This window comes from Streptomyces sp. NPDC021749, assembly GCF_040640655.1.
Lineage (GTDB): Bacteria > Actinomycetota > Actinomycetes > Streptomycetales > Streptomycetaceae > Streptomyces.
On sequence record NZ_JBFACE010000027.1, the window covers coordinates 25,376 to 46,349 of the forward strand.

The 20,974-nt window shown below is 70.7% G+C and carries 18 protein-coding genes; 10 read left to right on the forward strand and 8 right to left on the reverse strand.

The genetic code is table 11. The annotated features are described in order from the left end of the window. The first annotated feature begins 21 nt into the window (after positions 1 to 21). From AB0G35_RS24515 to AB0G35_RS24525, 3 genes are all read left to right on the forward strand, one after another. Complete coding sequence (locus AB0G35_RS24515) at positions 22 to 474, forward strand: hypothetical protein (protein WP_360953308.1); 453 nt, start codon at positions 22 to 24, stop codon at positions 472 to 474. Between the two features lie 204 nt (positions 475 to 678). Then, positions 679 to 1,254 (forward strand): TIGR03086 family metal-binding protein, encoded by a 576-nt coding sequence (locus AB0G35_RS24520; protein WP_360953311.1) that lies wholly within the window; start codon positions 679 to 681, stop codon positions 1,252 to 1,254. Between the two features lie 242 nt (positions 1,255 to 1,496). Then, positions 1,497 to 3,047, forward strand: coding sequence for a serine/threonine-protein kinase (locus tag AB0G35_RS24525; RefSeq protein ID WP_360953314.1), 1,551 nt, complete (start codon positions 1,497 to 1,499; stop codon positions 3,045 to 3,047). A 61-nt stretch (positions 3,048 to 3,108) separates the two neighbouring features. Here the strand turns inward: AB0G35_RS24525 and AB0G35_RS24530 are convergent, their stop codons facing one another. Genes AB0G35_RS24530 through AB0G35_RS24565 form a run of 8 tightly spaced genes read right to left on the reverse strand, consistent with a single transcriptional unit; the run spans position 3,109 to position 11,936 of the window. After that, complete coding sequence (locus tag AB0G35_RS24530; protein ID WP_360953317.1) at positions 3,109 to 4,557, reverse strand: amino acid adenylation domain-containing protein; 1,449 nt, start codon at positions 4,555 to 4,557, stop codon at positions 3,109 to 3,111. Beyond that, positions 4,554 to 5,681, reverse strand: coding sequence for an acyl-CoA dehydrogenase family protein (locus tag AB0G35_RS24535; RefSeq protein ID WP_360953320.1), 1,128 nt, complete (start codon positions 5,679 to 5,681; stop codon positions 4,554 to 4,556). Before AB0G35_RS24535 ends, AB0G35_RS24530 begins: the two co-directional genes overlap by 4 nt. Before the next feature lie 33 nt (positions 5,682 to 5,714). Further along, complete coding sequence (locus AB0G35_RS24540) at positions 5,715 to 6,959, reverse strand: LLM class flavin-dependent oxidoreductase (protein WP_360953323.1); 1,245 nt, start codon at positions 6,957 to 6,959, stop codon at positions 5,715 to 5,717. Between the two features lie 36 nt (positions 6,960 to 6,995). After that, positions 6,996 to 8,408, reverse strand: a complete 1,413-nt coding sequence (locus AB0G35_RS24545; RefSeq protein WP_360953326.1) for an aldehyde dehydrogenase family protein — start codon at positions 8,406 to 8,408, stop codon at positions 6,996 to 6,998. A gap of 2 nt (positions 8,409 to 8,410) precedes the next feature. Continuing rightward, positions 8,411 to 9,526, reverse strand: a complete 1,116-nt coding sequence (locus tag AB0G35_RS24550) for a phenazine biosynthesis protein (RefSeq protein WP_360953329.1) — start codon at positions 9,524 to 9,526, stop codon at positions 8,411 to 8,413. A gap of 10 nt (positions 9,527 to 9,536) precedes the next feature. Then, complete coding sequence (locus AB0G35_RS24555) at positions 9,537 to 10,343, reverse strand: alpha/beta fold hydrolase (RefSeq protein WP_360953332.1); 807 nt, start codon at positions 10,341 to 10,343, stop codon at positions 9,537 to 9,539. Beyond that, positions 10,343 to 11,659 (reverse strand): NAD(P)/FAD-dependent oxidoreductase, encoded by a 1,317-nt coding sequence (locus tag AB0G35_RS24560; RefSeq protein ID WP_360953334.1) that lies wholly within the window; start codon positions 11,657 to 11,659, stop codon positions 10,343 to 10,345. The genes AB0G35_RS24555 and AB0G35_RS24560 overlap by 1 nt, the downstream gene beginning before the upstream one ends. Positions 11,660 to 11,669: 10 nt before the next feature. Beyond that, on the reverse strand, positions 11,670 to 11,936 hold the full coding sequence (locus tag AB0G35_RS24565) for a phosphopantetheine-binding protein (protein WP_360953337.1): 267 nt from the start codon (positions 11,934 to 11,936) through the stop codon (positions 11,670 to 11,672). Positions 11,937 to 12,172: 236 nt separating this feature from the next. Between AB0G35_RS24565 and AB0G35_RS24570 the strand changes: the two genes are divergently transcribed. From AB0G35_RS24570 to AB0G35_RS24600, 7 genes are all read left to right on the forward strand, one after another. Then, positions 12,173 to 13,522, forward strand: a complete 1,350-nt coding sequence (locus tag AB0G35_RS24570; RefSeq protein WP_360953340.1) for an NAD(P)/FAD-dependent oxidoreductase — start codon at positions 12,173 to 12,175, stop codon at positions 13,520 to 13,522. 26 nt (positions 13,523 to 13,548) lie between these two features. Further along, on the forward strand, positions 13,549 to 15,201 hold the full coding sequence (locus tag AB0G35_RS24575; protein ID WP_360953343.1) for an MFS transporter: 1,653 nt from the start codon (positions 13,549 to 13,551) through the stop codon (positions 15,199 to 15,201). Between the two features lie 228 nt (positions 15,202 to 15,429). After that, a complete protein-coding gene (locus AB0G35_RS24580) occupies positions 15,430 to 15,627 on the forward strand; it encodes a 4-oxalocrotonate tautomerase family protein (RefSeq protein WP_030413313.1) in 198 nt (65 codons plus the stop codon). 140 nt (positions 15,628 to 15,767) lie between these two features. Then, the gene (locus AB0G35_RS24585; RefSeq protein ID WP_360953347.1) at positions 15,768 to 17,207 is read left to right on the forward strand and encodes an FAD-binding protein; all 1,440 of its coding nucleotides are present in this window, start codon (positions 15,768 to 15,770) and stop codon (positions 17,205 to 17,207) included. 39 nt (positions 17,208 to 17,246) lie between these two features. Continuing rightward, the gene (locus AB0G35_RS24590; protein WP_360953350.1) at positions 17,247 to 18,563 is read left to right on the forward strand and encodes a multidrug effflux MFS transporter; all 1,317 of its coding nucleotides are present in this window, start codon (positions 17,247 to 17,249) and stop codon (positions 18,561 to 18,563) included. A gap of 186 nt (positions 18,564 to 18,749) precedes the next feature. Further along, a complete protein-coding gene (locus tag AB0G35_RS24595; RefSeq protein ID WP_360953353.1) occupies positions 18,750 to 19,688 on the forward strand; it encodes a LysR family transcriptional regulator in 939 nt (312 codons plus the stop codon). A gap of 349 nt (positions 19,689 to 20,037) precedes the next feature. Beyond that, a complete protein-coding gene (locus AB0G35_RS24600) occupies positions 20,038 to 20,970 on the forward strand; it encodes a hypothetical protein (protein ID WP_360953356.1) in 933 nt (310 codons plus the stop codon). The last annotated feature ends 4 nt before the right edge of the window (positions 20,971 to 20,974 follow it).

A 20,974-nucleotide genomic window follows, 5' to 3' on the forward strand; every position in this document is an offset into this window, starting at 1 on the left:
CGATACCCGAGCGGACGTCTGATGTCCTGGCTCTTCCAAGGCACTTACCGGGGCCACCATCTGCCCCTGCACCTCGCCGCCATCCGGCGGCTCGAACCACGCAAGGAAGAGGTCTACGAGCATGAGTACCTGTACTCATGCCTCAGCGTCCTCGACGCCAAGGCCCAGGTCCTGCTCGGCTATGACGCGCTCCTCATGGCCGCCGCCTCCATCGTGCTCTCCGTCGTCCCGGACGGGACGTCCACCGGCAAGGCGCTGATCGTCGCGGCGCTCGCGACGAGTGGCGCGTCTTCCGTGCTCTGCCTCCCGGTCGTCTGGGTTCAGTGGACGGACACGGACGAGTTCGAACGGGCGGAGGACTCCTTCAAGCGCCTGCTCATGACCAGGAATCGGCGCACGATCTGCTACCGGCTGGCCTGGGTGATAGCCCACCTCGCCGCCGTGCTCCTGATCGTGGGGACGCCGCTCCAGTAGCCGCACGCGTGCGGACGGAGCCCTCCGGCCTGGGGAATCGCCGTCGCGGCAGGGCCCCGCGGGCCGGCAGGAGCACCCGGATGGACGGCAGCCGCGCCGCTTTCGTACCGCACCCGCGAAAACTTGACGGTAGATGTCAGGTATCCCCCGCAGAGTGTCCCCATCGGCCCGCACGCCGTCCGGGCCCGTACGAGAGGTGCGTCCATGAACGCGTTCGACCCCCGCCCCCAGTTCCTCCACGCCCTGGACCAGTTGGAGAAGCTGGTGAGCGGCCTCGACCCCGCCCTGCTCGGCCGTCCGACCCCCTGTGACGCCTACGACCTGCGGGCACTGCTGAGCCACACCGTCGGCGCGATCCACCGGATCGCCTACATCGGCGAGGGCGGCCGCGGAGGGGACGTGCCCGCGACGGCCGGAGTCATCGCCGACACCGACTGGGCCGGCGCACTCGGCCGGGCCCGCGCCCGCGCGGCAGCGGCTTGGGCGGACGACGACAAGCTCGACCGGGAGGTCGAGGTTCCGTGGGGTGCGGCCACGGGCCGGAACGCCCTGAGCGGCTATGTGATGGAGACCGTCACCCACACCTGGGACATCGCCCAGGTCATCGCCCCCGACGCGGAGTTGGACCAGGAGCTGGGCCACCTGGCCTTCAGCATCGCCCAGAAAGTCCTGCCCGCCGAACCGCGCGGTGGTGAGATGCCCTTCGCCGCGGTCCGTCCCGTCCCGGACGACGCCGAAATCCACCGCCGCCTGGCCGGCTGGCTCGGCCGCGCCGTCTGACCCTCCCGGTCCGGCACCGGACGAAGGGAGGCCGCGATGCGGCGACGCACCGTCGCCGCATCGCACCACCTCACCCGCACTCGACTTCTCCCGCCCCGCGGCCTGCCGGTGGGCACCGATCGCCGTGCCGAGGCACGAAAGGTCGCTGGCATGGCCATGCGATTCGCTACGCGGAGTACGCGCTAGGGTGCTTCCGCAATCTGTTCGGTGTGCTCAGGCGTGCGGGAAAAGAAGGTCTTACGGTGTCCGAGCTGGGGCGTCTCATAGCCGGTCGGTACCGGCTGGTGGAGCGGGTGGGCCGCGGGGGCATGGGCACCGTGTGGCGGGCCGAGGACCAACTGCTCGCGCGGCACGTCGCCCTGAAGAAGCTGCACGTTCCGCCGCATCTGCACGACGACGAGATCCAGCGGCTGTACGAGCGCACCCGCCGCGAGGCCCGCAGCGCCGCCCGGATCGCCCACCCCAATGTGATCGTGGTGCACGACGTCGTCGACGACGAGGGGCTCCCCTGCATCGTCATGGAGTACATCCCGTCGGTCACGCTGAGTGACGTCCTGAAGCGGGAGGGCGCGCTGCCACCCGACGAGGCGGCCCGGATCGGCAGCAGCATGGCCGCCGCCCTGCGCGCCGCGCACGACGCCGGAGTGCTGCACCGGGACGTCAAACCCGCCAACGTGCTGCTGGGAAACGACGGACGCATCGTCCTCACCGACTTCGGGATCGCCGTGGAGTCGGGGACGCCCTCGCTGACCAGGACCGGTGAGCTGGTCGGGTCGATCCAGTACCTCGCGCCGGAACGCCTCCGGAGCGGGATCGCCGAGCCCGGCCCCGCCTGCGACCTCTGGTCCCTCGGCGTGACCCTGTACCTGGCGGTCGAAGGGCGCCACCCCTTCCACCGCGAGACCGCGATCGAGACGGCGTACGCCATTGCCGCCGACACCTACGAACCCCCGCACCGGGCCGGGGACCTGACCCCGGTGATCGAGGGGCTGCTGGTGAAGCAACCCGGCCAGCGCATGGACGCACACGAGGCCGCACGCCTCCTGAGCCGAGCTGCCCGGGCCGGGACCGTCCCCCTCACGTCACCCACGCGGCCGGAGCACGAGCAGGCAGGCGAGGCCGTGGGCGACGCCGCGACGCCCGCACGAGAGGACCGGCCCGGCCGGCGCGGCCGCCGCACGGCGCAGTGGGTCGTCGCGACGGTGGCGGTCGTCGCCACCGTGACCGCCGGCGTACTGCTGTGGCCGAAGTCCACCTCCAAGGCTTCCGCAAGCGCCCAGCCCTCCACGACCGACGCCCGCAGTCGTCCTGGGGGCCACCCGAGCCCCAGCCCCTCCGCGCCGCCACCACTGCCCGCCGGATACCACCTGGCCAAGGCAGGGCAGGGCTTCTCGGTCCCCATACGGAACGGCTGGACCCCCAAGAACGTACCCGGCGGCGAAATCGCCTACGTCGACCCGACCGGGATGGTCGGCCTGCGGGTCGACGTCGTCGAGTTCGCGGGCACCGATCCGCTCCAGCACTGGCGCGATACCGAAGAGGCCCAGACCCGGCGCGACAACCCGGGCTATGAGCGGGTCCGGATGTCCCCCACGACGTTCCGCGGACGGCGCGCGGCGTACTGGGAGTTCACCTTCAACGGCCGGCTGCGGGAGTTCCGGGCGGTGGAGCTGGCCTTCAGCGGCACCGACGGCACGCAGTACGTGGTCTACCTCTCCGCGCCGAACGCGCAGTGGAGCCAGTACCGTCCGGTCTTCGACACCGCCGTCAAGGGAATCCGCCTCCGCGCATAGCCCCCGGACCGGCACCCCCCATCCCGCACCCCCCGTCCCGCACCCCGGATCGCTCGGGGAGTCAGCTCGTCAGGCGTTGGCGCAGTTGGTGGCGGTCGAGTTTGCCACGGGTGTTGCGCGGAAGGGCGGGGAGGGAGTGGACGGCGTCGACGGTGATCGAGCGGGGGAGCCGGGTGGCGCAGTGGCGCTTGAGGGCGAGGAGGGAGGGCGGGGTGGGGCCCGCCGCGACGACGAAGGCGGTCAGACGGGTGTCGAGAGCATCGCCGGTGGTGACGGCCGCCGCCTCCCACACCTGGGGATGGGTGGTGAGGGCTGCTTCGATCTCGGCGAGGTGCATCCGGATGCCGTGGATCTTGACCGTGTCGTCGAGCCGGCCGAGGTAGTGGAGGTTGCCCTCCTCGTCGAGGCGTACGCGGTCGCCGGTGCGGTACCAGCCGTGGTGCGGGGGGCGGTTCCAGTAGCCGAGCATGACGGTGGGGCCCGCGATGGCGAGTTCGTCGTCGGGGGAGAGGATCGCGAAGGTGTTGGCGGAGGTGGGGCGCCCGATGGGTACGGGGCCGGGCGGGGTGCCGTCGTACGGGGGGAGCTCGTACGCCGTGCAGGCGTTGGTTTCGGTGGGCCCGTAGAGGTTGAGGAAGCGTTTGCCGGGCCAGTGGCGGCGCAGGCGGTGGAGGTGGTCGGGCGGGAAGACCTCGCCGGCGAAGAGGACCGCGCGCAAGTGGGGGAGCGGGCGGTCCAGGAGCCCGCCGTCGCGCATCATCAGCATCAGGGCGGAGGGCACCGAGTACCAGATGGTGAGGCGCCGGTCGGCGAGCAGGGACGCCAGTGTCCGGGGGGAGTAGGAGAGGTCCGGCGGGATGAGGTGGACCGAGGCACCGGCGGCGAAGGCGGTGTAGAGATCCAGGACGGACAGGTCGAAGTTGAGCGGGGCGTGGTTGGCGAACCGGTCGGCAGGCGTGGGAACGAGGGTTTCGGTCGCCCAGTCGATGAATGCCAGGGCGTTGCGGTGGCTGAGGCAGACGCCCTTGGGGCGGCCGGTGGAGCCTGAGGTGTAGAGGACGTACGCGGGGGACTGGGGCGTAAGGCGCGGGCGAGGGTAGGCGTCCGGCGTGCCGCGGGAGGCCCGCGGGCCGTCCAGGAGCAGGGGAGTGGACAGGTGGGCGAGGGCCGGTGCGCGGTCAGGGGTGGTGATGAGCGCGGCGGGGTCGCAGTCCTGGATGATCTGCTCGGCGCGACGGGCGGGGTTGTGCGGATCGATGGGGACGTAGACGGCGCCGAGCCGGAGGGCGGCCTGGGTGGCGGCGACGGCGCGTACGGTTTTGTCGGTCCAGAGGGCGACACGATCGCCCGCGGTGACGCCGAGGGCGGCGAGGTCGCCCGCCCACGCGTCTGCCAGCGCGTCGAGTGCGGCGTAGGTGAGGGTGGTGGCGGCGTCGGCGACCGCGGGGGCGTCGGGGGTCCGGCGGGCCGCTTCGGTCACCAGGTCGTGGAGGAGAAGGGGGCGCCTCACAGTCCCAGCCCCTTGGCGATCAGCTCGCGTTGGATGTCGGAGGTGCCGGAGAAGGTGCGGGCCGGCACCGCGTCGCTGAGCGCGCGCTCGATGTCCGTACGGGTCGAGAAGGCGGCGCCGCCGAAGAGCTGAGCGGCGTCCAGGGCGGTCTGGAGGGCGCTTTCGGCGGTGTGGAGCTTGGCGAGCGCGATGTCGAGCGGAGTGTCCTCGCCGCGGTCCATGAGCCAGCAGGTGCGGTAGAGGAGGAGACGGGCGGTCTCCAGCCGGAGCTTCATCTCGGCGATGCGGTGGGAGACGGCTTGGTTGGCGGCGAGTGGCGCGTTGAACTGCCGTCTGCTGCTGGCATGTTGGACGGACGTGTCGAGGAGGCGGGACATCTGTCCCAGGTACGCGGCGAAAAGGCAGCTGCGTTCCCAGCGCATGGACGACTGGAAGATGGCGGCGCCCTGTCCGGGCTTCCCGACGACACGGGTGGCGGGTACCACCGCGTCGGTGAAGGTGACGGTCCCTGCCGGGCAGCTGGTCAGTGCCGGTTTGGCGAAGGGAGCGCCGATGGTGACGCCGGGGGTGTCGCGGTCCACGGCGAAGCAGGTGACGCCGAGGAAGCCGAAGGCCGGGTCGGTGACCGCGTAGACGAGGAGGAGGTCGGCGACCGGGGCGTTGCTGACGAAGGACTTGGTGCCGTTGAGGACGTAGGAGTGGGAGTCACGCCGCCGGGCGGTGGTGGTGAGCGCGGTGACGTCCGAACCGGCCCCCTCCTCCGTGATCGCGTTGGCTCCGATCAGCTCGCCGGCGGCCAGCCGCGGGAGCAGTTCCGTGCGCAGGGCGGCATCGGCGTGTTCGGCGAGCGGCATGGCCGTGGCGAAGAGGTGGGCGAGGACGGAGAAGAGCAGGCCCATGTCGGCACAGCCGTGACCGGCCGCCTCGACGGCGCGGGCGGTGGTCACGGCGTCGTAGCCCTGCCCGCCCAGTTCCTCCGGGATCGACAGGCCGGTGAGGCCCAGGCCGGCGCACGCCCGCCAGCGGTCCCGGAAGGGGAGGGTGCCGGTGGCGTCGAGGGCCCGGGCGCCGGTCAGCATGCGGTCGTACGCCGCCTGGTGACGGTCGTTCCAGGAGAAGTCCATGGGCGGTTCCCATCCGGGTCGGGCGGAAGGCGGTCAGCGGTACTGGGAGATGACGTGTTCGCCGAAGAGGCGGAGGTGCTTCTTCGTCTCCTCCAGCGGCATCAGTCCCTGCTCCACGTACAGGCCGAACCAGCTGAGTTCCCCGCCGTTGCCGTAGCAGGAGGCGACGTCGGCGACCTGCTCGCGGACCTGCTCGGGCGTGCCGCCGAGCGCGTACCGGGAGTCGAACATCCGCTGCACCGTCCACTCGCTCTTCGGCAGCATCTGGCCGGGGAACTTCTCGTCGTCCTCGGCCAGCCGGAAGGCCTCCCAGAAGCCGAAGTCGCCCAGATATTCGTTGAAGGCGGCGTAGGTGGTGCGCTCGGTGATCTCGTACAACTCCTCGGCGGTGTCGGCGAAGTGCAGTGAGCGGATGGCACCGACCCCCTCGCCCAGCTTGAGGTCGCGGCCGTGTTCGGCGGCGGTCTCCTGGTAGGCGCGGCACAGCTCGACGAACTTCTCCGGACGCGGGCCGAGGATCCAGGGCGTGATGTCCTCGCGGGCGGTGTAGCGGATGGTCTTCTCGCTGAGGGAGAAGGGCTGCATCAGCGGCGGGTGCGGCTGCTGGTACGGGGCGGGGACGACGGAGACGCGGCGGATGACACCGTTCTCGTCGAGCTCACCGGGGGCGCCGTACTTCTTGGTCCACTCCTGGGCGGGCCAACGGGTGATGCCCTGCTCGTAGGGGAACGGCACCTGGTAGTACTCACCGTTGTAGTCGATCGTCTCCTGGGTCCAGGCCATCTTGACGATCTTCATGTACTCCTCGTACACGGCGCGGTTGTGATCGTCGGCCTCGGAGCCGTCCATCGGGGTGCCGCGCACCCGGGTGTGCTGGCCCATCACATTGAGCCAGCGGTCCTGGAAGCCGCGCGCGAAGCCGCCGTAGACGCGCCCCTTGGTGAGGTGGTCCAGCATCGCCATCTCTTCGGCCACGCGGAGCGGGTCCCACGAGGGCAGCACCAGACCGAGCGGGCTGAACTTGATGCGCTCGGTACGGGCGGCGAGGTCTGCGTACAGCAGCAGCGGGGCGACGGAGATCTCGAACCCCTCGGAGTGGAAGTGGTGCTCGGTGGTGGAGAGCACGTCGAAGCCGACCTCGTCCGCGAGCTGCGCGATCTCGCGGACCTCGGTGAGCATCTCCTGGTACTTCTCGTTGTTCCGGCCGATGGGACGCAGGCGTTCGCGCTCCTCGAAGGTGGCCGGGATGGTCGGGGTGATGAACAGCAGGAACTTCATGGGCGTGATGCTCAGCTTCCGGGAGAGGCGGGTCGGTCAAGGGACGACGGTGGTCGCGGTCATCAGGAATTCCGCGAGGTGACCGTCGTGCGGCAGGCCGGGGACGTAGGTGCTGGTCGGGCGGGTGCCGAGGAAGACGTTGCGGATGGTGGGGTCGGCGATGGCCGAGGAGAGCAGCCCGGAGTCCGTGGTGAGGGCCATCAGCGCGAGGCTGTGCCGCAGGGGGCCGAGGCCGTCGCGGCGGGTCCACGGCGCCACCCATACGCAGGGGAAGGGCATCTCCGCGCCGAGCACGGGGTCGTACGGGTCGGTCACGAGGTGGACGGAGGGGCGCAGCGCGGCGCTGCCGTCGCCGAGATCGGCGACCAGGTCCGCCGCACCGAGCGTGCGCCCCGCGCCGACCAGCGGTTCGGCTTGCGACGCCCGCCGCGCGAGGTGGTCGCGCAGCGCGTGGGCGCGGGACAGCGGGGTGACCGGCAGGACCGCGTCGGGGTGTTCGGGCGGCAGGGCCGGGAGACCGGCGAGCCGCTCGGCCAGTGCCTGGGCCAGCGGGCGCGGATCGCCCTCGACCAGCAGCGCGGTCGCGTTGACGCAGCCCAGACCGCCGCCGGAGAGGAGGGAGGCGGCGATCACCTCCAGGTGTTCTCTGCCGTCCACGCCCTCGGTCACCAGGATCTTGGAGCGGCCGGGGCCCTGGGGGAAGACGGTCTCGTCCCCCCGGTAGCGGCTGACGACCTCGTCGCCCCCGAAGACCACGGCCCGGTCGGCGAGCCCGACCAGTGCATCGCCGATCTCGTGGCCGCCGGGGAGCAGTGCGCACTGCGCGGGGTGCAGGCCCGCCGCGCGCAGCGCGTGGATCAGCCGGGCCGGCGTGTACGGGTCGCGGCGTGAGGGACGGACGACGACGCGGTAGCCGAGGGCGAGCGCGGTGAGCCATTCCAGGTGCGGCCCGGGGTGGTTGCCCGGCGCCAGGACGGCGAGGACGTCGCCCTTGCGGGTCCACACGGCACCGGGGGCCGCGGCGGACGCCCCGTCGCTCCAGGGGTAGCCGGCGGCGACCGCGTGCGGCCGCTGGCCGGCCGCGGCCTCCGCGATGGCCGCGGCGCCGGTCTCGAAGAGGCCGAGGGCAAAGCGCGGGGTGCTGAGCGGAAGCCCGGTCGTACGGGCCACGGCGTGGCAGTAGTCGTCGGGGGTCTCGCCCTCCAGGATGGCGGTGGCGAAGAGCAGGCCGGCGGTGGCGATCACTTCCCGGACGTCCTCGGGCACCGGAGGGGCGGCCCGGCGCATCGCCTCGATGGTGCGGGCCACGGCGAGCCGCGGCACCATCGCCAGCTCGGCGACCGGCCGGCCGGCGACATCGGTGAGGGTCTCCCGTCGGGTCGGTGCGTAACTCCCGGAAAGGACGAGGGCGTTGAGGACGCGGAGGGGTGTACGGGTGTCGAGGGACATGCTCAGTACACGCCCTCGATGATCTCGGTGTCCGGCTCGGCGTACGGCGCCACATCGGCGACCGCGTCGGCGGGATGGCCGGGCACCGGGGCGATGCGGGTGGCGAAGTCCCGTTCGAGGTTGTTGGGCAGCAGGGTCTCGCGGGTGAGGGTGTGCGCGAGGACCCGGCCACGGGCGCCGTAGGGCACCCTCTCCCGGCCGGAGGCGGGATCAACGATCTCCATGAGGAAACCGGTGTAGCAGGGGACGAACACCGCGCTGCCGTCGTCGTACGGGCCCGCCGCGGCAGCGTCTTGAGCGGTCGGGGCGTACTCCGGAGAGACGCCGGTGACCGTGTTCCCGTAGGCGCCGCGCAGCAGCACCTCGGGGAAGACCTCGTGGCGCAGGATGTCACGGGTGTCGCGGTCCATCGATGCGCCGCTCCACAAGATGGTGTGCACGCTGCGGTTGATCAGTTCCACCGCGCGGGGCGACTGCGCGAGGACCTCCAGCAGCGGCGGGGTGCAGAACATCACGTCGATGGTCTGGGTCGTCAGCAGGTCCATGACCTGGGAGACCAGATGCTCGATGTAGCCCTGGGCCTCCTTGGCCCGGCCGCTGCGCAGCAACTCCTTGACCCAGCGCGGATCGAGGTCGATGTGCAGGGGTACGGCCGAGCGCAGCGCGGTCAGTTCGCGCAGGACGTGGCCGACGGCGTGCGGGCCGGTCGGCGCGATCAGCAGCCAGTTGCCGCCGTGCGGGACCTGCTCGCGGTCGAGGAACGAGGACCACCAGCCGGCCTGCCGACGGAACTCCGCGAAGTCGACGATGCGCCGCGGCCGGCCGGTGGTACCGCCGGTCTCGAAGACCCGCATCGGGCCGCTGCCCGCCAGGCCCTTGGGCACGAGGTCGCCGACCGGGACGGTACGCATCCGGTCGGTGACGTCGGGAAGCAGCGCCAGGTCGGCCAGCGTGGTGATGTCGGCGCGCGGATCGAACGACCACGTCCGGGCCGCCTCCAGCCAGAAACGGGAGCCGGTGGCCGGATCGAAGTGCCAGTCCATCGCGGCCTTGACCAGGTCGTCCGCGCGGAAGTCGGGCCCTGCGGGGACGAGCGGGGCGGGGTGGTGGGCGTCCATGGCATGTCCTTCACGAGGTGGGGGCCGACGCTCGCACCGGAGTACTGACGTCGGCGTCGAGGTCGGCGAAGAGGGCGCGGAGCGCCGGCTCCGGGTCCCGCTCGGCGAAGAAGTGGCCGCCGGGCGGATCGTCGTACAGATGGCGGCGGTACGCACCGGGCGCCGCCTCCCGGGACCAGGCGGCGAGCCCGCCGGGCGTGGTGAGCGGGTCCCGGGCCCAGCCGAAGACCGATACCCGGCAGCTGAGCGGCTGCGCGCGCTCCGGCCGGTACTCCTCGGCCATGGCGATGTCCGCACGCAGCGCCCGTACCAGCAGCGGGGCCAGCTCCCGGTGCGCCAGCAGGGCCTGCGGGACCGCGCCGAACTCGCCTACCCGCGTGAGGAGTTCGTGATCCTCCAGGTCGCGGAAGAAGGGCAGCGCGCGCGGTGCCCAGGGCGCGTCGTACGCGGCGACGGCCAGGGCGTACGGTGCGGCGCCCCAGCGTTCCCGCCAGGCGCGGGCGAGGGCGAACGCCAGGCAGCCGCCGAGGCTGTACCCGAACAGCACGAGCCGTCCGGCCCGTGCGGGCGGGGGGATCTGGTCGCACAGCCGCTCGGTGACGTACGACAGGTCGCGCGTCACCGGCTCGTCGCCGCGCAGCAGTCCGTGGCCCGGCAGGTCGGCCGCCAGGAGCCGGACGGACGCGGGGAGATGGGGCAGCCAGCCCTCGTAGGTGCGTGATGTGCCGCCCGCGTACGGAAGGCAGACCAGGGTGGTGGCCGCGCCCGTGTCGCCGGACCGGGGCCGCTGTGCGCCCAGGGCTCTGAGCGCCGGCATCAGAAGCGCGGCGCCGACGCCGGGGCGCGCAGTGTGCCGAGGTGCCGGTGCCAGAGGTGGTCCGGGTTGTTCTCCACCGTCTCGATGACCTCGCGCATCGCGGCGAGGACCGGTGGCTGGTCGGTGTTGTAGACGTTGCCCTGGAGCAGGCGCAGGACGTCGAGGCGGTAGCGGGGGTCCTGGACGAAGGCGGTGAAGAGGATGTTGAGCCGGTAGTAGAGGGTGATGAAGGTGTACCAATTGGTCAGCCCGCACCGCTGCTTGGCCTCGTACTCCGCGAAGCGGGGGCGGGTGAAGTCCCCGGCCGCGGCGGCGGCGATGACGTCCTGGGACAGCAGTCGCGCGCCGTGCATGGCGATGCCGACGCCGCTGGAGAAGATCGGGTCGACGAACCGGGCGGCGTCGCCGACCAGGGCCCACCCGTCGCCGGCGATCTGCCGCATGGCGTAGCTGAAGTCGCCGTCGACCGTCAGCGGGCGGACGGGCGTGCAGGTGCGCAGCGCCGCGGCCAGATCGGGGCGGTGGTCCAGCGCGCCCCAGAAGAACTTCTCGCGGTCGCCGCCGGCCTGCCGCAGCCGGCTCTTGCGGGAGACCACGCCGACACTGGTGACGGTGTCGGTGATCGGGATCTGCCAGACCCAGCTGTCCTCGGCCGGCAGGAAGTGCACGAAGAGGTAGTCGGTCAGCTCGGTGCGGCCGGCGATGCCCTCGCGGTCCAGCCCGGTGAACCAGCCGTGCACGGCGTACTGGTCGAAGGTCGGGTCGGTGACCTTCAGGCCCAGCTGGCGGCCGAGTACGGTGCCGCGCCCGCTGGCGTCGATCACCATCCGTACCGTGGCCGTGCTCGTGCCGGCGCCCGAGGCGTGCACGATCCGCTGGGTGTCGCCGTCGAACTCCACCCGGCGGACCCGGGTGCCCTCGAAGACCTTGGCGCCCAGGCCGGCGCTGTGCTCCAGCAGCAGTCGGTCGAAGCGGCCCCGGTCCACGTGGTAGGTGTACGTCTGGCCGCCCCACAGCTCCTCGTCCTCGGCGAAGGCCAGGTCGGCGACGTCGAAGGCGTCGGTGGCGCGGGCGCCGGTGGGGGAGGTCCAGGCGGCACCGTACTTCTTGGGGAAGCCCGCCGCGTCGACCTTCGCCAGGGCGCCGAGGTCCTGCAGTACCGGCGTGGTGGCCGGAACCAGCGATTCCCCCACATGCGGGCGCGGGAACTCCTCGCCCTCGAATACCGCTACCGAGAGTCCGGCCCGGGCCAAATAGGAAGCAGCCGTGGAACCGCCCGGACCGCCGCCGATGATTCCGATGTCAAAGTCCGTCACGCTGACCTCCTCAGGCCCGCACCTGAGCGTCCGACAATTCCACGAGCAGTGCCGCGATATTGTCGATCGTCGCGAAATTGGAACCCACCACCTGGTCATGCGGAATGGAAATACCCAGGGTCGCCTGAATATGGCCGATCAGCTGGACGGTGGTGAGCGAGGTGAGGATTCCCCACTCCAGGAGCGGCGCGTCGAGCGCGATCTCTTCCTGCGGGGAGCCCAGAACCTCCTTCTGGAGGTACTCCCGGACGACGGTGACCGCCTCGTTCTTGGTCATCGTGGTGCATCTCTCCTGTAGCCGGCGCCATTCGGACCTCGCTAGCTGACCACAGCGAAACGCTGGGAACCACACCCGATTCGCAATGGGTCCGATCACGTTCCCTGATCGGTTCCCGGCCCATTTACCGGCGAGTGCGCACGGCGCCGCGCATTTTTCTGAACCTCTTTCCGGTAATGGTTGGTGAACGGCTGGACCGGCTGCTAGCTTTCGGCCAACCCGCGAAAGGACTCACTGTGTCTGATTCTCTGTATGACGTCGGAATCATCGGTGGCGGCCCTGCCGGGGCCACCATGGCTGCTTATCTCGCACAGGCCGGCCTGTCCTGCGTCATACTCGAAGCAGAGCATTTTCCGCGCCCGCACGTAGGCGAATCCCTGGTGCCGGCCACCACGCCGGTACTCGCGGAGACGGGTGCCCTGGAGAAGGTGGAGAAGGCGGGCTTCCCGCGCAAGTACGGAGCCGCCTGGACCGCCGCCGTGGACGACTCGGTCCCGCACCTCGGTTTCCGGGGGCTGCACCGCGGATTCCGGTTGGCGGACGTCCAGTTCAGCGAGCGGGACCAGCCCGGGGTCCACCAGGACCACACCTACCACGTGGACCGGGGGCTCTTCGACGAGCTGCTGCTGGACCACGCCTCCGAACTCGGCGCGGTGGTCCGCCAGGGCGCCCGCGTGCAGCGTGTGGACCTCGACGGTGACATCAAGCGGATCACGTTCCGAACCGAGAGCGCCGAGTCGACCGTACGCGCGCGGATGATCGTGGACGCCAGCGGCCGCGGCACGTTCCTCGGCCGGAAGCTGAAGCTGAAGGAGCCGGACCCGGTCTTCAACCAGTACGCGATCCACACCTGGTTCGAGGGCCTGGACCGGCAAGCGGTCAGCGGTACCGATGACCGCGCGGACTACATCTTCATCCACTTCCTGCCCCTCACCGACACCTGGGTGTGGCAGATCCCCATCACCGACACCGTCACCAGCATCGGCGTGGTCACGCAGAAGGCCCGTTTCAAGGAAGCGGCGGCCGACGACCTGGAGACGTTCTTCTGGGACTCCATCGACTCCCGCCCCGAACTGGGCCGCGCCCTGCGGGCGGCCGAGCGGGTACGCCCCTTCAAGTCCGAGGGCGACTACAGCTACGCGATGCGTGAACTCTGCGGCGACGGCTGGCTGTTGGTGGGTGATGCCGCCCGGTTCGTCGACCCGATCTTCTCCAGCGGCGTCAGCGTCGCGCTCAACAGCGCCCGGCTGGCCGCCCGCGACATCATCGCGGCCCACCGCGCCGGCGACTTCGCCCGGGAGCGGTTCGCGACGTACGAGGGCAAGCTGCGCAAGGCCGTCCGCAACTGGTACGAGTTCATCTCCATCTACTACCGGCTCAACATCCTCTTCACCGCCTTCGTGCAGGACCCCCGCTACCGCGTCGACGTCCTGAAGATGCTCCAGGGCGACGTCTACGACGCCGAGGAGCCGGCCGCGCTCGCCAAGATGCGCGAGGTCCTGCGCGAGGTCGAGTCCGACCCCCAGCACCTGTGGCACCGGCACCTGGGGTCGGTGCGAGCCACCTCGCCCTCGACGGGCGCTTGAGAAGCGCGGGAAGGCGGACCGTACTCATGGCCCCCAACACCCTGGACACCCCCTCCGCCGGCGACCGCGGAACGGGTATCGCCCGGCCCTGGTGGTTCTGGACCGGTGTGATCCTCTCGTGCGCCGGGATCGCCCTGCACCTGCCCATGTTCTTCGCCATGCGCACGATGCACTACCGCATGGCCGGCATGGCGATGGACGGTTCGCCCGCCATGACGGCCGGCATGGCCCTGCTGATCGTGGGCCTGGTGGCGGCCGTCATCGGCCTGGTCCACAGGGCGCCCTCGGCCGATGCCGCCGCGGCGGCCGGCCGCTATCACGTGGCCCCGGGGCCGCAGCAGCGGCTCACTCCGGCCCACCGGCGGCTCATCGCCGCGTTGTCCCTCGCACTGATCATCGATGTGATGAAGCCCGCCACGCTCGCGTTCATCATCCCCGGCATGCGCGAGGAATACGGGATCGGTGCCCCGGAAGCGGCGGCGCTGCCGGTCGTGGCACTGACCGGCACCATCGTCGGTTCCCTGGTCTGGGGCTGGCTCGCCGACCGCCTCGGTCGCCGTGCCACGATCCTGCTGTCCTCGCTGATGTTCATCACGACCACCGTCTGCGCCGTGATGCCCAGCTTCGAGTGGAACCTCGTCATGTGCCTGGTGATGGGCGCCGCGGCGGGCGGGCTGCTGCCCATCGCCTACGCGCTGATGGCGGAGTCGGTACCGGCCCGACAGCGCAGCGTCGTCATGGTGCTCCAAGCCGGTCTGGTCACCGTCGCCGCCTACTTCTTCACCAGCGCGCTCGCCGCCGCCCTGATCCCGGTCTTCGGCTGGCGCATCATGTGGCTGACGCACTTCCCGTTCGCCGTCGTCATCCTCCTGGTCAACCGGTGGATCCCCGAGTCGCCCCGCTTCCTGGTCCGGTACGGGAGGGTCGCCGAGGCCGAACGGATCGTCGCCGACTACCAGATGGTGTTGGTGAGGGAGGAGGGGAAGCAGGCCCCGAACCCGACCCCCCAACAGGGCACCGTCTCGGCCCTCTTCGGCCGCCGGGTGCTGGTGAAAACCCTGGTCGCCGGCGGGTACGCCCTCTCCTGGGGCATCGTCAACTGGGGCTTCATGACCTTCCTGCCCACGCTCCTGGGCACGTCCTCCGGCGGCCTGGTCCTGCCGCTCTCCTCACTGCTGGCCGTTCCCGGCACGGTGGCGGTCGCCTGGCTCTACGCCCGCTGGAGCAGCCGCCGCACCATGGTGCTCTCCGGCGTGGTCACCGTGCTGGCACTGCTGTGCCTGGCCGTCGCCGACCGGGCCGGCAGCGGTCCGGCCACTTTCGGACCGCTTGCGCTGCTGCTCATCGGCACCGGGGGAGCAGTGGCAACGCTGGCTCCCTACGCCGCCGAGATCTACCCCACCAACGTGCGGGGAGCGGCCAGCGGTTTCACTGCGGCGTGCACCAAGGCCGGCGGGCTGTTCGCGCCGCCGTTGCTCGGACTGCTGCTCGCGCACTACCCGGGGATGCGCGTCATCGCCCTGGTCGCCGCCGCGCCGATGGCCCTGGCGACCGTCGCCGTCGCGCTCAAGGGCCGGGAGACCGCGGGCCGGGAGCTGGACGGGGAGATGCCGAAGGCGACGCCCGTTGCCGTCGGCCGGGTAGCGGACGACCGTGGCGCGTCGGCGGGAATTGCCTGAACGCCGTGAGCCGCGCCGTCTCCTGACGCCGGCTCCCGCGGCGGAGAGCGAGGGGCCGGGCCGGCAGCGGGCCGCCCGCACGCATCACGATCCGTGATCGGTGCCAGATCGGATTGCGTCTTGGACGGCCTTCGGCCCGGTGCTGGACTTGGAGCACGGAGGTTCCCCGGCCGGTGGCCGGGGCCGTCAGTCCGTCATCTCACCCGCGACAACCCATCGGAGAACACCATGCCCCTCATCCATGTGCAGCAGACCCCCGGCAAGACCGCCGAGCAGAAGGCCGAGCTGGTGCGCGAGCTGACCGACGCCTACGTGAAGGCCACCGGCAGCAAGCCGGAGAGCGTGTGGGTGACCGTGCAGGAGATCGCCACCGACAGCTGGTCGATCGGTGGCGACACGCTCGCCGCCCGTGCCGCCAAGCGCTGACCCCCGCGGGCGGGCCGTAGGCAGCTCACCACGTCCAGAGGCCCCCACAGCCGCCGTTCCCGGGCCGGGCAACCCCCGGTTCCGGCCCGGGAACGGCACCGGCCGCCTGCCCCCGCCTGAACAGGAGATGATGAGCCGCCGTGAGCGACGCGCTTGACACCGCCGTACCGCCCGTCGACGCCTCGACCGGTGCCACCGCTCCACTGGATCTCCTGGTCGTGGGATGCGGTGCGGGCGGCCTGGCGACCGCGGTCAGCTTCGCAGAGAACGCCCCGGGCAGCCGGGTCCTGGTCCTGGAGCGCTCCAGCCGCTACAACCGCGGTGGCAACACCACGTGGACCAGCTCCTTCTTCCGGCTCACGGCGGACGGCAAGCCCGCCGCGGACTTCGAGAGCCGGATGCACGAGCTGAGCGAGGGACAGTCGGACGCCGAGTACATCGCGGCACTGGGCCGGCACGCGGAGCCCACCGTGCGATGGCTCGCCGACGGTCACGGGGTGGACTTCGAGACCCGGCCCACCTACTTCGTCCCCGCAGGCGGGCCGCGGCTGATGCCTGCCGGCGGGGGCGCCGGCCTGGTGGACAAGCTCGCCACGTCGCTGGAGCGGCTGGGCGGGTCGATCGCCTACGGCACCCGCGCCACCATGCTGAGCACCGACGAGTGCGGTGCGGTCAACGGCGTACGCGTCGAGGAGGGCGGCACATCGCGGCATATCGCCGCCCGGAGGGTCGTCCTGGCCTGCGGTGGGTTCCAGGGGAACCCGGAGCTGATGGAGCGTCATATCGGGCCGGGCGGAGGTGCGTTGCGGCCGGTCGCCCCAGGCGGCAGAAGCAACCGGGGCGAAGGCATCGAGATGGCCGTGGCGGTGGGCGCCGCCCGCAGCGGCCAGTACGACCGCTTCCACGGCGAGCCCGTGGACCCCCGCAGCCACCAGGCGCAGGCACTGGTGATGGCCTACCCCTACGGGATCCTGGTCAACGCGGACGGGCGGCGCTTCCTGGACGAGGGGGCGGACACCCCGGACAACACCTTCGGGGAGGTCGCCTACCGGATCTGGCGGGAGGCGCGGCAGTCCGCCTACCTGATCTGTGATGCGAAGTTGCTGGACGTCGAGGGCCATGAGCGGTCGCTGCTGACCGACAAGGACCCGATCACCGCGCCCAGCATCGACGAGCTGGCCCGCAGACTGGACATCGCACCCGATGAACTGAGCTGGACCGTCGACCGGTTCAACGACGCCTGCCGGCCGACGCCGTACGACCCGACGCGGCCGGACGGCAAGCGCACCGTCGGTCTCGTGCCGCCGAAGTCCAACTGGGCCAGAAGGCTGGACACCGCTCCCTTCATGGCCTGGCCGGTGCACTGCGCCATCACGTTCACCTTCGGCGGGCTGCGTACCGACGTCCGCTCCCGGGTGCTCACCGACGAGGGTGAGCCCCTCGCCGGCCTGTACGCCGTCGGCGAGACCGCCGGTCTCTACTACGGCAGCTATCCGGGGGCCACCTCCGTGCTGCGGGCGCTGACGTTCGGCCGGCTGGCCGGCGCAGAGATCGCCCGGGCGCAGGTCGCCACCGGGTGAATCCGCCTGCGACTTCCCTTTGAACCTGAGGAACCTGTCATGAAGACCGCATCAACACGCACCCCCTACGCGCTGTTGCTCGCTGTCCTGTGTTCGCTGAACGCCGGGGGCCTGTTCGCCTCGGACATCAACCTGCCGGGCGTGCCGGCCACCGCGCACGCCTTCCACACCCCGGTCGCGTCCGTCCAGTGGACGTTCAGCGCGTTCATGATCGGCATCGCGGTCTCGCAGGCGGTCTACGGGCCGATCTCGGACGCGTACGGACGCAAGCGCGTCATCGTCCCCGGGCTCGGCCTGTTCGTCGTGGCTTCCCTGGTGTGCGCGGCGGCCCCCACCGTCGAGGTGTTCGGCGCCGGACGTCTCCTCCAGGCGCTCGGGGCCGGCTCCGGCATGGTGCTGGGCCGGGCCGTGATCAGCGATCTGTACGAGGAGAAGGACGCGGCCCGGATGTTCGCCACGGTCATGCCGATCGTGGGTGTCTCCCCGTCCATCGCCCCGCTGGTCGGCGGCTATCTGACCACCTACGTCTCCTGGCGCGCGGCGTTCGTGGTGACCGCGCTGATCGGCGTGGTGACGCTGATCGTCATGATCACCTCCATCCCGGAGAGCCTGCCGCCGGAGCGGCGCAGCAAGCACCTGGGCACCACGCTCAAGGGCTACCCCAAGCTGCTGACCCGCCCGCTGTTCTGGGCCTACACCATCAACCTGGCCGTGGCGTACGGCGGTTACTTCGGCTACCTGGCCGCCTCCCCGCTCGTCTTCCAGAAGATGGGCCTGGCCACCGAGACCACCAGCTACTGCTACATCACCGTCTCGATCGCGTACGTCGCGGGCAACCTCACCTCGCGCACCCTGGTCCGCAAGCGGCCCATCAACCAGCTGCTGTGGGTGGGCCACGGGTTCTTCTTCGTCGGCGCGCTGATGATGCTGGGCCTGGGACTGAGCGGGGCCGGCGCCCCCTGGGGCCTGCTGGTGCTGGTCTTCATGCCCGTGATGACCTACGGCAACGGCTTCCTGTTGCCCCTGTCGATGAGCGCGGGGGTGACCACCTTCCGCTCGACGGCCGGGTCGGCGTCCGGGCTGATGGGTGCGCTCCAGCTGCTCGCCGCCTCGCTGGGCATCTTCCTCTCCAGCCGGCTGCCGGCCGGTGATCTGTTCGCCCTGGGCTGGTTCGTGGTGGTGGCGTCGCTGGTGGGGATCGTGGCCTTCGCGCTGTCCCTGTCGCTGGCGCGGCGGCAGGAGACAGCGGGGCGGGCGGCCGCCGCACGTGCCGTGCCCGTTCCGGTGGCGGAGAACGGTGAAATCCCGAGTGATGAAAAATCTTTCGGGGATTTGCAAAGTACTACCGCGGAGTAACGAAATTCCCGGGGGTCTGCCCGGATAAACCGGAACGGCGGGCTCGCGTTAAGCCCTTGCCGGAGGGGTCCCGCCCGGGGGTGGGACCCCGTTCTGCAGTGTGCAAGAATTCTCCTCGCGGCGATCCCGTGCGGGCAGTTGATTCGGCTTTCAATAAAATGGATCGCCCTTAACCAGGGGGGTCCTGTGGAACTGCGCCAGATTCAATACTTCGTCGCGGTCGCCGAAGAACTGCATTTCGGCAGGGCGGCTGAACGCCTCCACATCGGCCAGCCCGCGGTCAGCCAGCAGGTCCGCCGTCTGGAGCGCGAACTGCGCACCCAGCTCTTCGACCGCTCCAGCCGCACCGTCACGCTCACCTCCGTCGGGCGCGCCCTGCTGCCCGAGGGCCGGGAGCTGCTCAAGGCGCTCGACGCCTTCGCCGCCAAGGCCAAGCGGCTGGCGGCGCAGAGCGAGGCCACCTTCCGGGTCGGTATCAGCTCCGCCCTGGGGCCGCGGCTGGACGACTTCCTGGACGCGCTGCCCGGCCCGGGGGCCGGCACCCGGTTCGAGTTCCAGACCCTGGACACCGCCACCCGCCTGGAAAAGGTGCGCGCCGGACGCCTGGACGCGGCCTTTGTGCGGGGCGTGGACAGCGCCCCTGGCCTGCGGCTTCTTCCTCTCTGGCAGGACCCGCTGGTGGTCGCTCTGGCCACGTCGCACCCGCTCGCCGAGCGCGGCTCCCTCGATCTGGCCGACCTGGCCGGGCTGCCCCTGCGGATAGCCGCGCGGGGTGAGAACCCGGTTCTCCACGACACCGTTTTCACCGCTTGCCGCGGTGCGGGCTACGAGCCGACGCTCGGCCCGCCCTCCACCGGGCTGCAGGACACCCTGGCCGAGATCGGGGCGGGCGCGGCGGGCTGGACGCTGATGTACCCCACGGCGGCGCACACGGTCTCCTCGCGCCGCATCGCGCTGCTTCCGCTCAACGGCAGGCCCATCACGATCGGGATGTTTCTCGCCCTGCGAGAAAGCGCAGATCCGGCCCGGTTGGAATTGCTCACGGAGACCAGCTCCCGGGTGCGTCAGAAGGTCGCGCGGGAGGAGCGGCAGCGCGGCGGCCCGAGCCGAACCCCTGGTTCATGACGAAGCCCCGCGCCGTACACCGCGAAGTCCGGAGCAAGTCGCCAATGGGTGACACCCCGGTTGCTTGGATGCTGATGGGAAATTCTTTACCCTCGCATTAAGGTCGGAAGGAAAACGTGCGGTATGTTTTCGGGCAACGGACTTCCGATTCCGCCTCGCCGAAGCGATATCGCCGGCGATGGCGTGGACAGCCGAAGATGAAGTTCGCTAACGGGGTGACACGGGATTTCCTTAAAAGAATCCCGCAGAGATAAAAGTGTTCTCTCTCATCGGTTCCATCGCGACGCGCCGCGGATCCACGCGCGAACCGTCACCCCGTCAACTGCATTCGCCATACATGGAGGGGAATATGGTGATCAATCTTGACGTTACGTTGCGTGACGGGGGTTACCGCAACAACTTCGACTTCCCGCTGGACTACGCGCTGCACCACGCCCGTGAGAGCGTCGCGGCCGGCGTGGAGTGGATCGAGATCGGGTACCGCAACGGCTCGTTCCAACCCAAGGACGGCCTCGGACCAACCGGCGTGGGCGCCGACGACTACATCCGCGCGGTCGCCGAAGTGGTCCCGCCCGAGCGCCTGTGCATGATCCTGCACCCGAAGAACATCACCGACGACGACCTTCCGCGCATGTACGCGGCAGGCATCCGCCTCCTGCGGTTCTGCCTGCCGGCCGGCGCTCCCGAGGCCGGGCTCACGATGCTCTCAAAGGCCGCGGACCTCGGGTTCACCACCACCGTCAACATCACCCGCGTCAGCCAGCTGGACCGGCGTCGGCTGGTCGAACTCGCCGCCATGTCCGGCGACGCCGGTGCCGATGTGGTCTACCTCGCCGACTCCAACGGCAGCATGCTCCCGCGTGAGGTGTCCCAACTGGTCACTCTGGTCCGGTCGGTGACGGACGCGGCCATCGGCCTGCACGCCCACAACAACCTCGGCCTGGCACTGGCCAACGCCATCGCGGCCGTGGACGCCGGTGCCACCTGGATCGACTCCTCGGTCCTCGGCATGGGCAAGGGGCCGGGCAACCTCATCACCGAGCAGTGGCTGGCCTACCTCGGTCGGCACGGCCAGGGTGAGGGGTACGACCTGGGGCGGATCCTCAGCCTCGCGCACCACTTGGAGGCCGGGTTCGAAGAGGCCCGGCCGTCGCTGCCGCTGCCCGACCTCGTCCTCGGCCACTTCGACCTGTCCGTCGAGGAGCGCGCCAAGCTCCCCGTGGACCGGATCGGCGAAGCCTTCTCGGCGGCTCGCGAACTCACGGCCGCGGGGGCCCAGTGACCTT

Coding starts and splice junctions, on each gene's coding strand:
- AB0G35_RS24515 (WP_360953308.1), top strand. CDS start 22: ATGTCCTGGCTCTTCCAAGGCACTTACCGGGGCCACCATCTGCCCCTG.
- AB0G35_RS24520 (WP_360953311.1), top strand. CDS start 679: ATGAACGCGTTCGACCCCCGCCCCCAGTTCCTCCACGCCCTGGACCAG.
- AB0G35_RS24535 (WP_360953320.1), bottom strand. CDS start 5,681: ATGGACTTCTCCTGGAACGACCGTCACCAGGCGGCGTACGACCGCATG.
- AB0G35_RS24540 (WP_360953323.1), bottom strand. CDS start 6,959: ATGAAGTTCCTGCTGTTCATCACCCCGACCATCCCGGCCACCTTCGAG.
- AB0G35_RS24545 (WP_360953326.1), bottom strand. CDS start 8,408: ATGTCCCTCGACACCCGTACACCCCTCCGCGTCCTCAACGCCCTCGTC.
- AB0G35_RS24550 (WP_360953329.1), bottom strand. CDS start 9,526: ATGGACGCCCACCACCCCGCCCCGCTCGTCCCCGCAGGGCCCGACTTC.
- AB0G35_RS24555 (WP_360953332.1), bottom strand. CDS start 10,343: ATGCCGGCGCTCAGAGCCCTGGGCGCACAGCGGCCCCGGTCCGGCGAC.
- AB0G35_RS24565 (WP_360953337.1), bottom strand. CDS start 11,936: ATGACCAAGAACGAGGCGGTCACCGTCGTCCGGGAGTACCTCCAGAAG.
- AB0G35_RS24575 (WP_360953343.1), top strand. CDS start 13,549: ATGGCCCCCAACACCCTGGACACCCCCTCCGCCGGCGACCGCGGAACG.
- AB0G35_RS24580 (WP_030413313.1), top strand. CDS start 15,430: ATGCCCCTCATCCATGTGCAGCAGACCCCCGGCAAGACCGCCGAGCAG.
- AB0G35_RS24590 (WP_360953350.1), top strand. CDS start 17,247: ATGAAGACCGCATCAACACGCACCCCCTACGCGCTGTTGCTCGCTGTC.
- AB0G35_RS24600 (WP_360953356.1), top strand. CDS start 20,038: ATGGTGATCAATCTTGACGTTACGTTGCGTGACGGGGGTTACCGCAAC.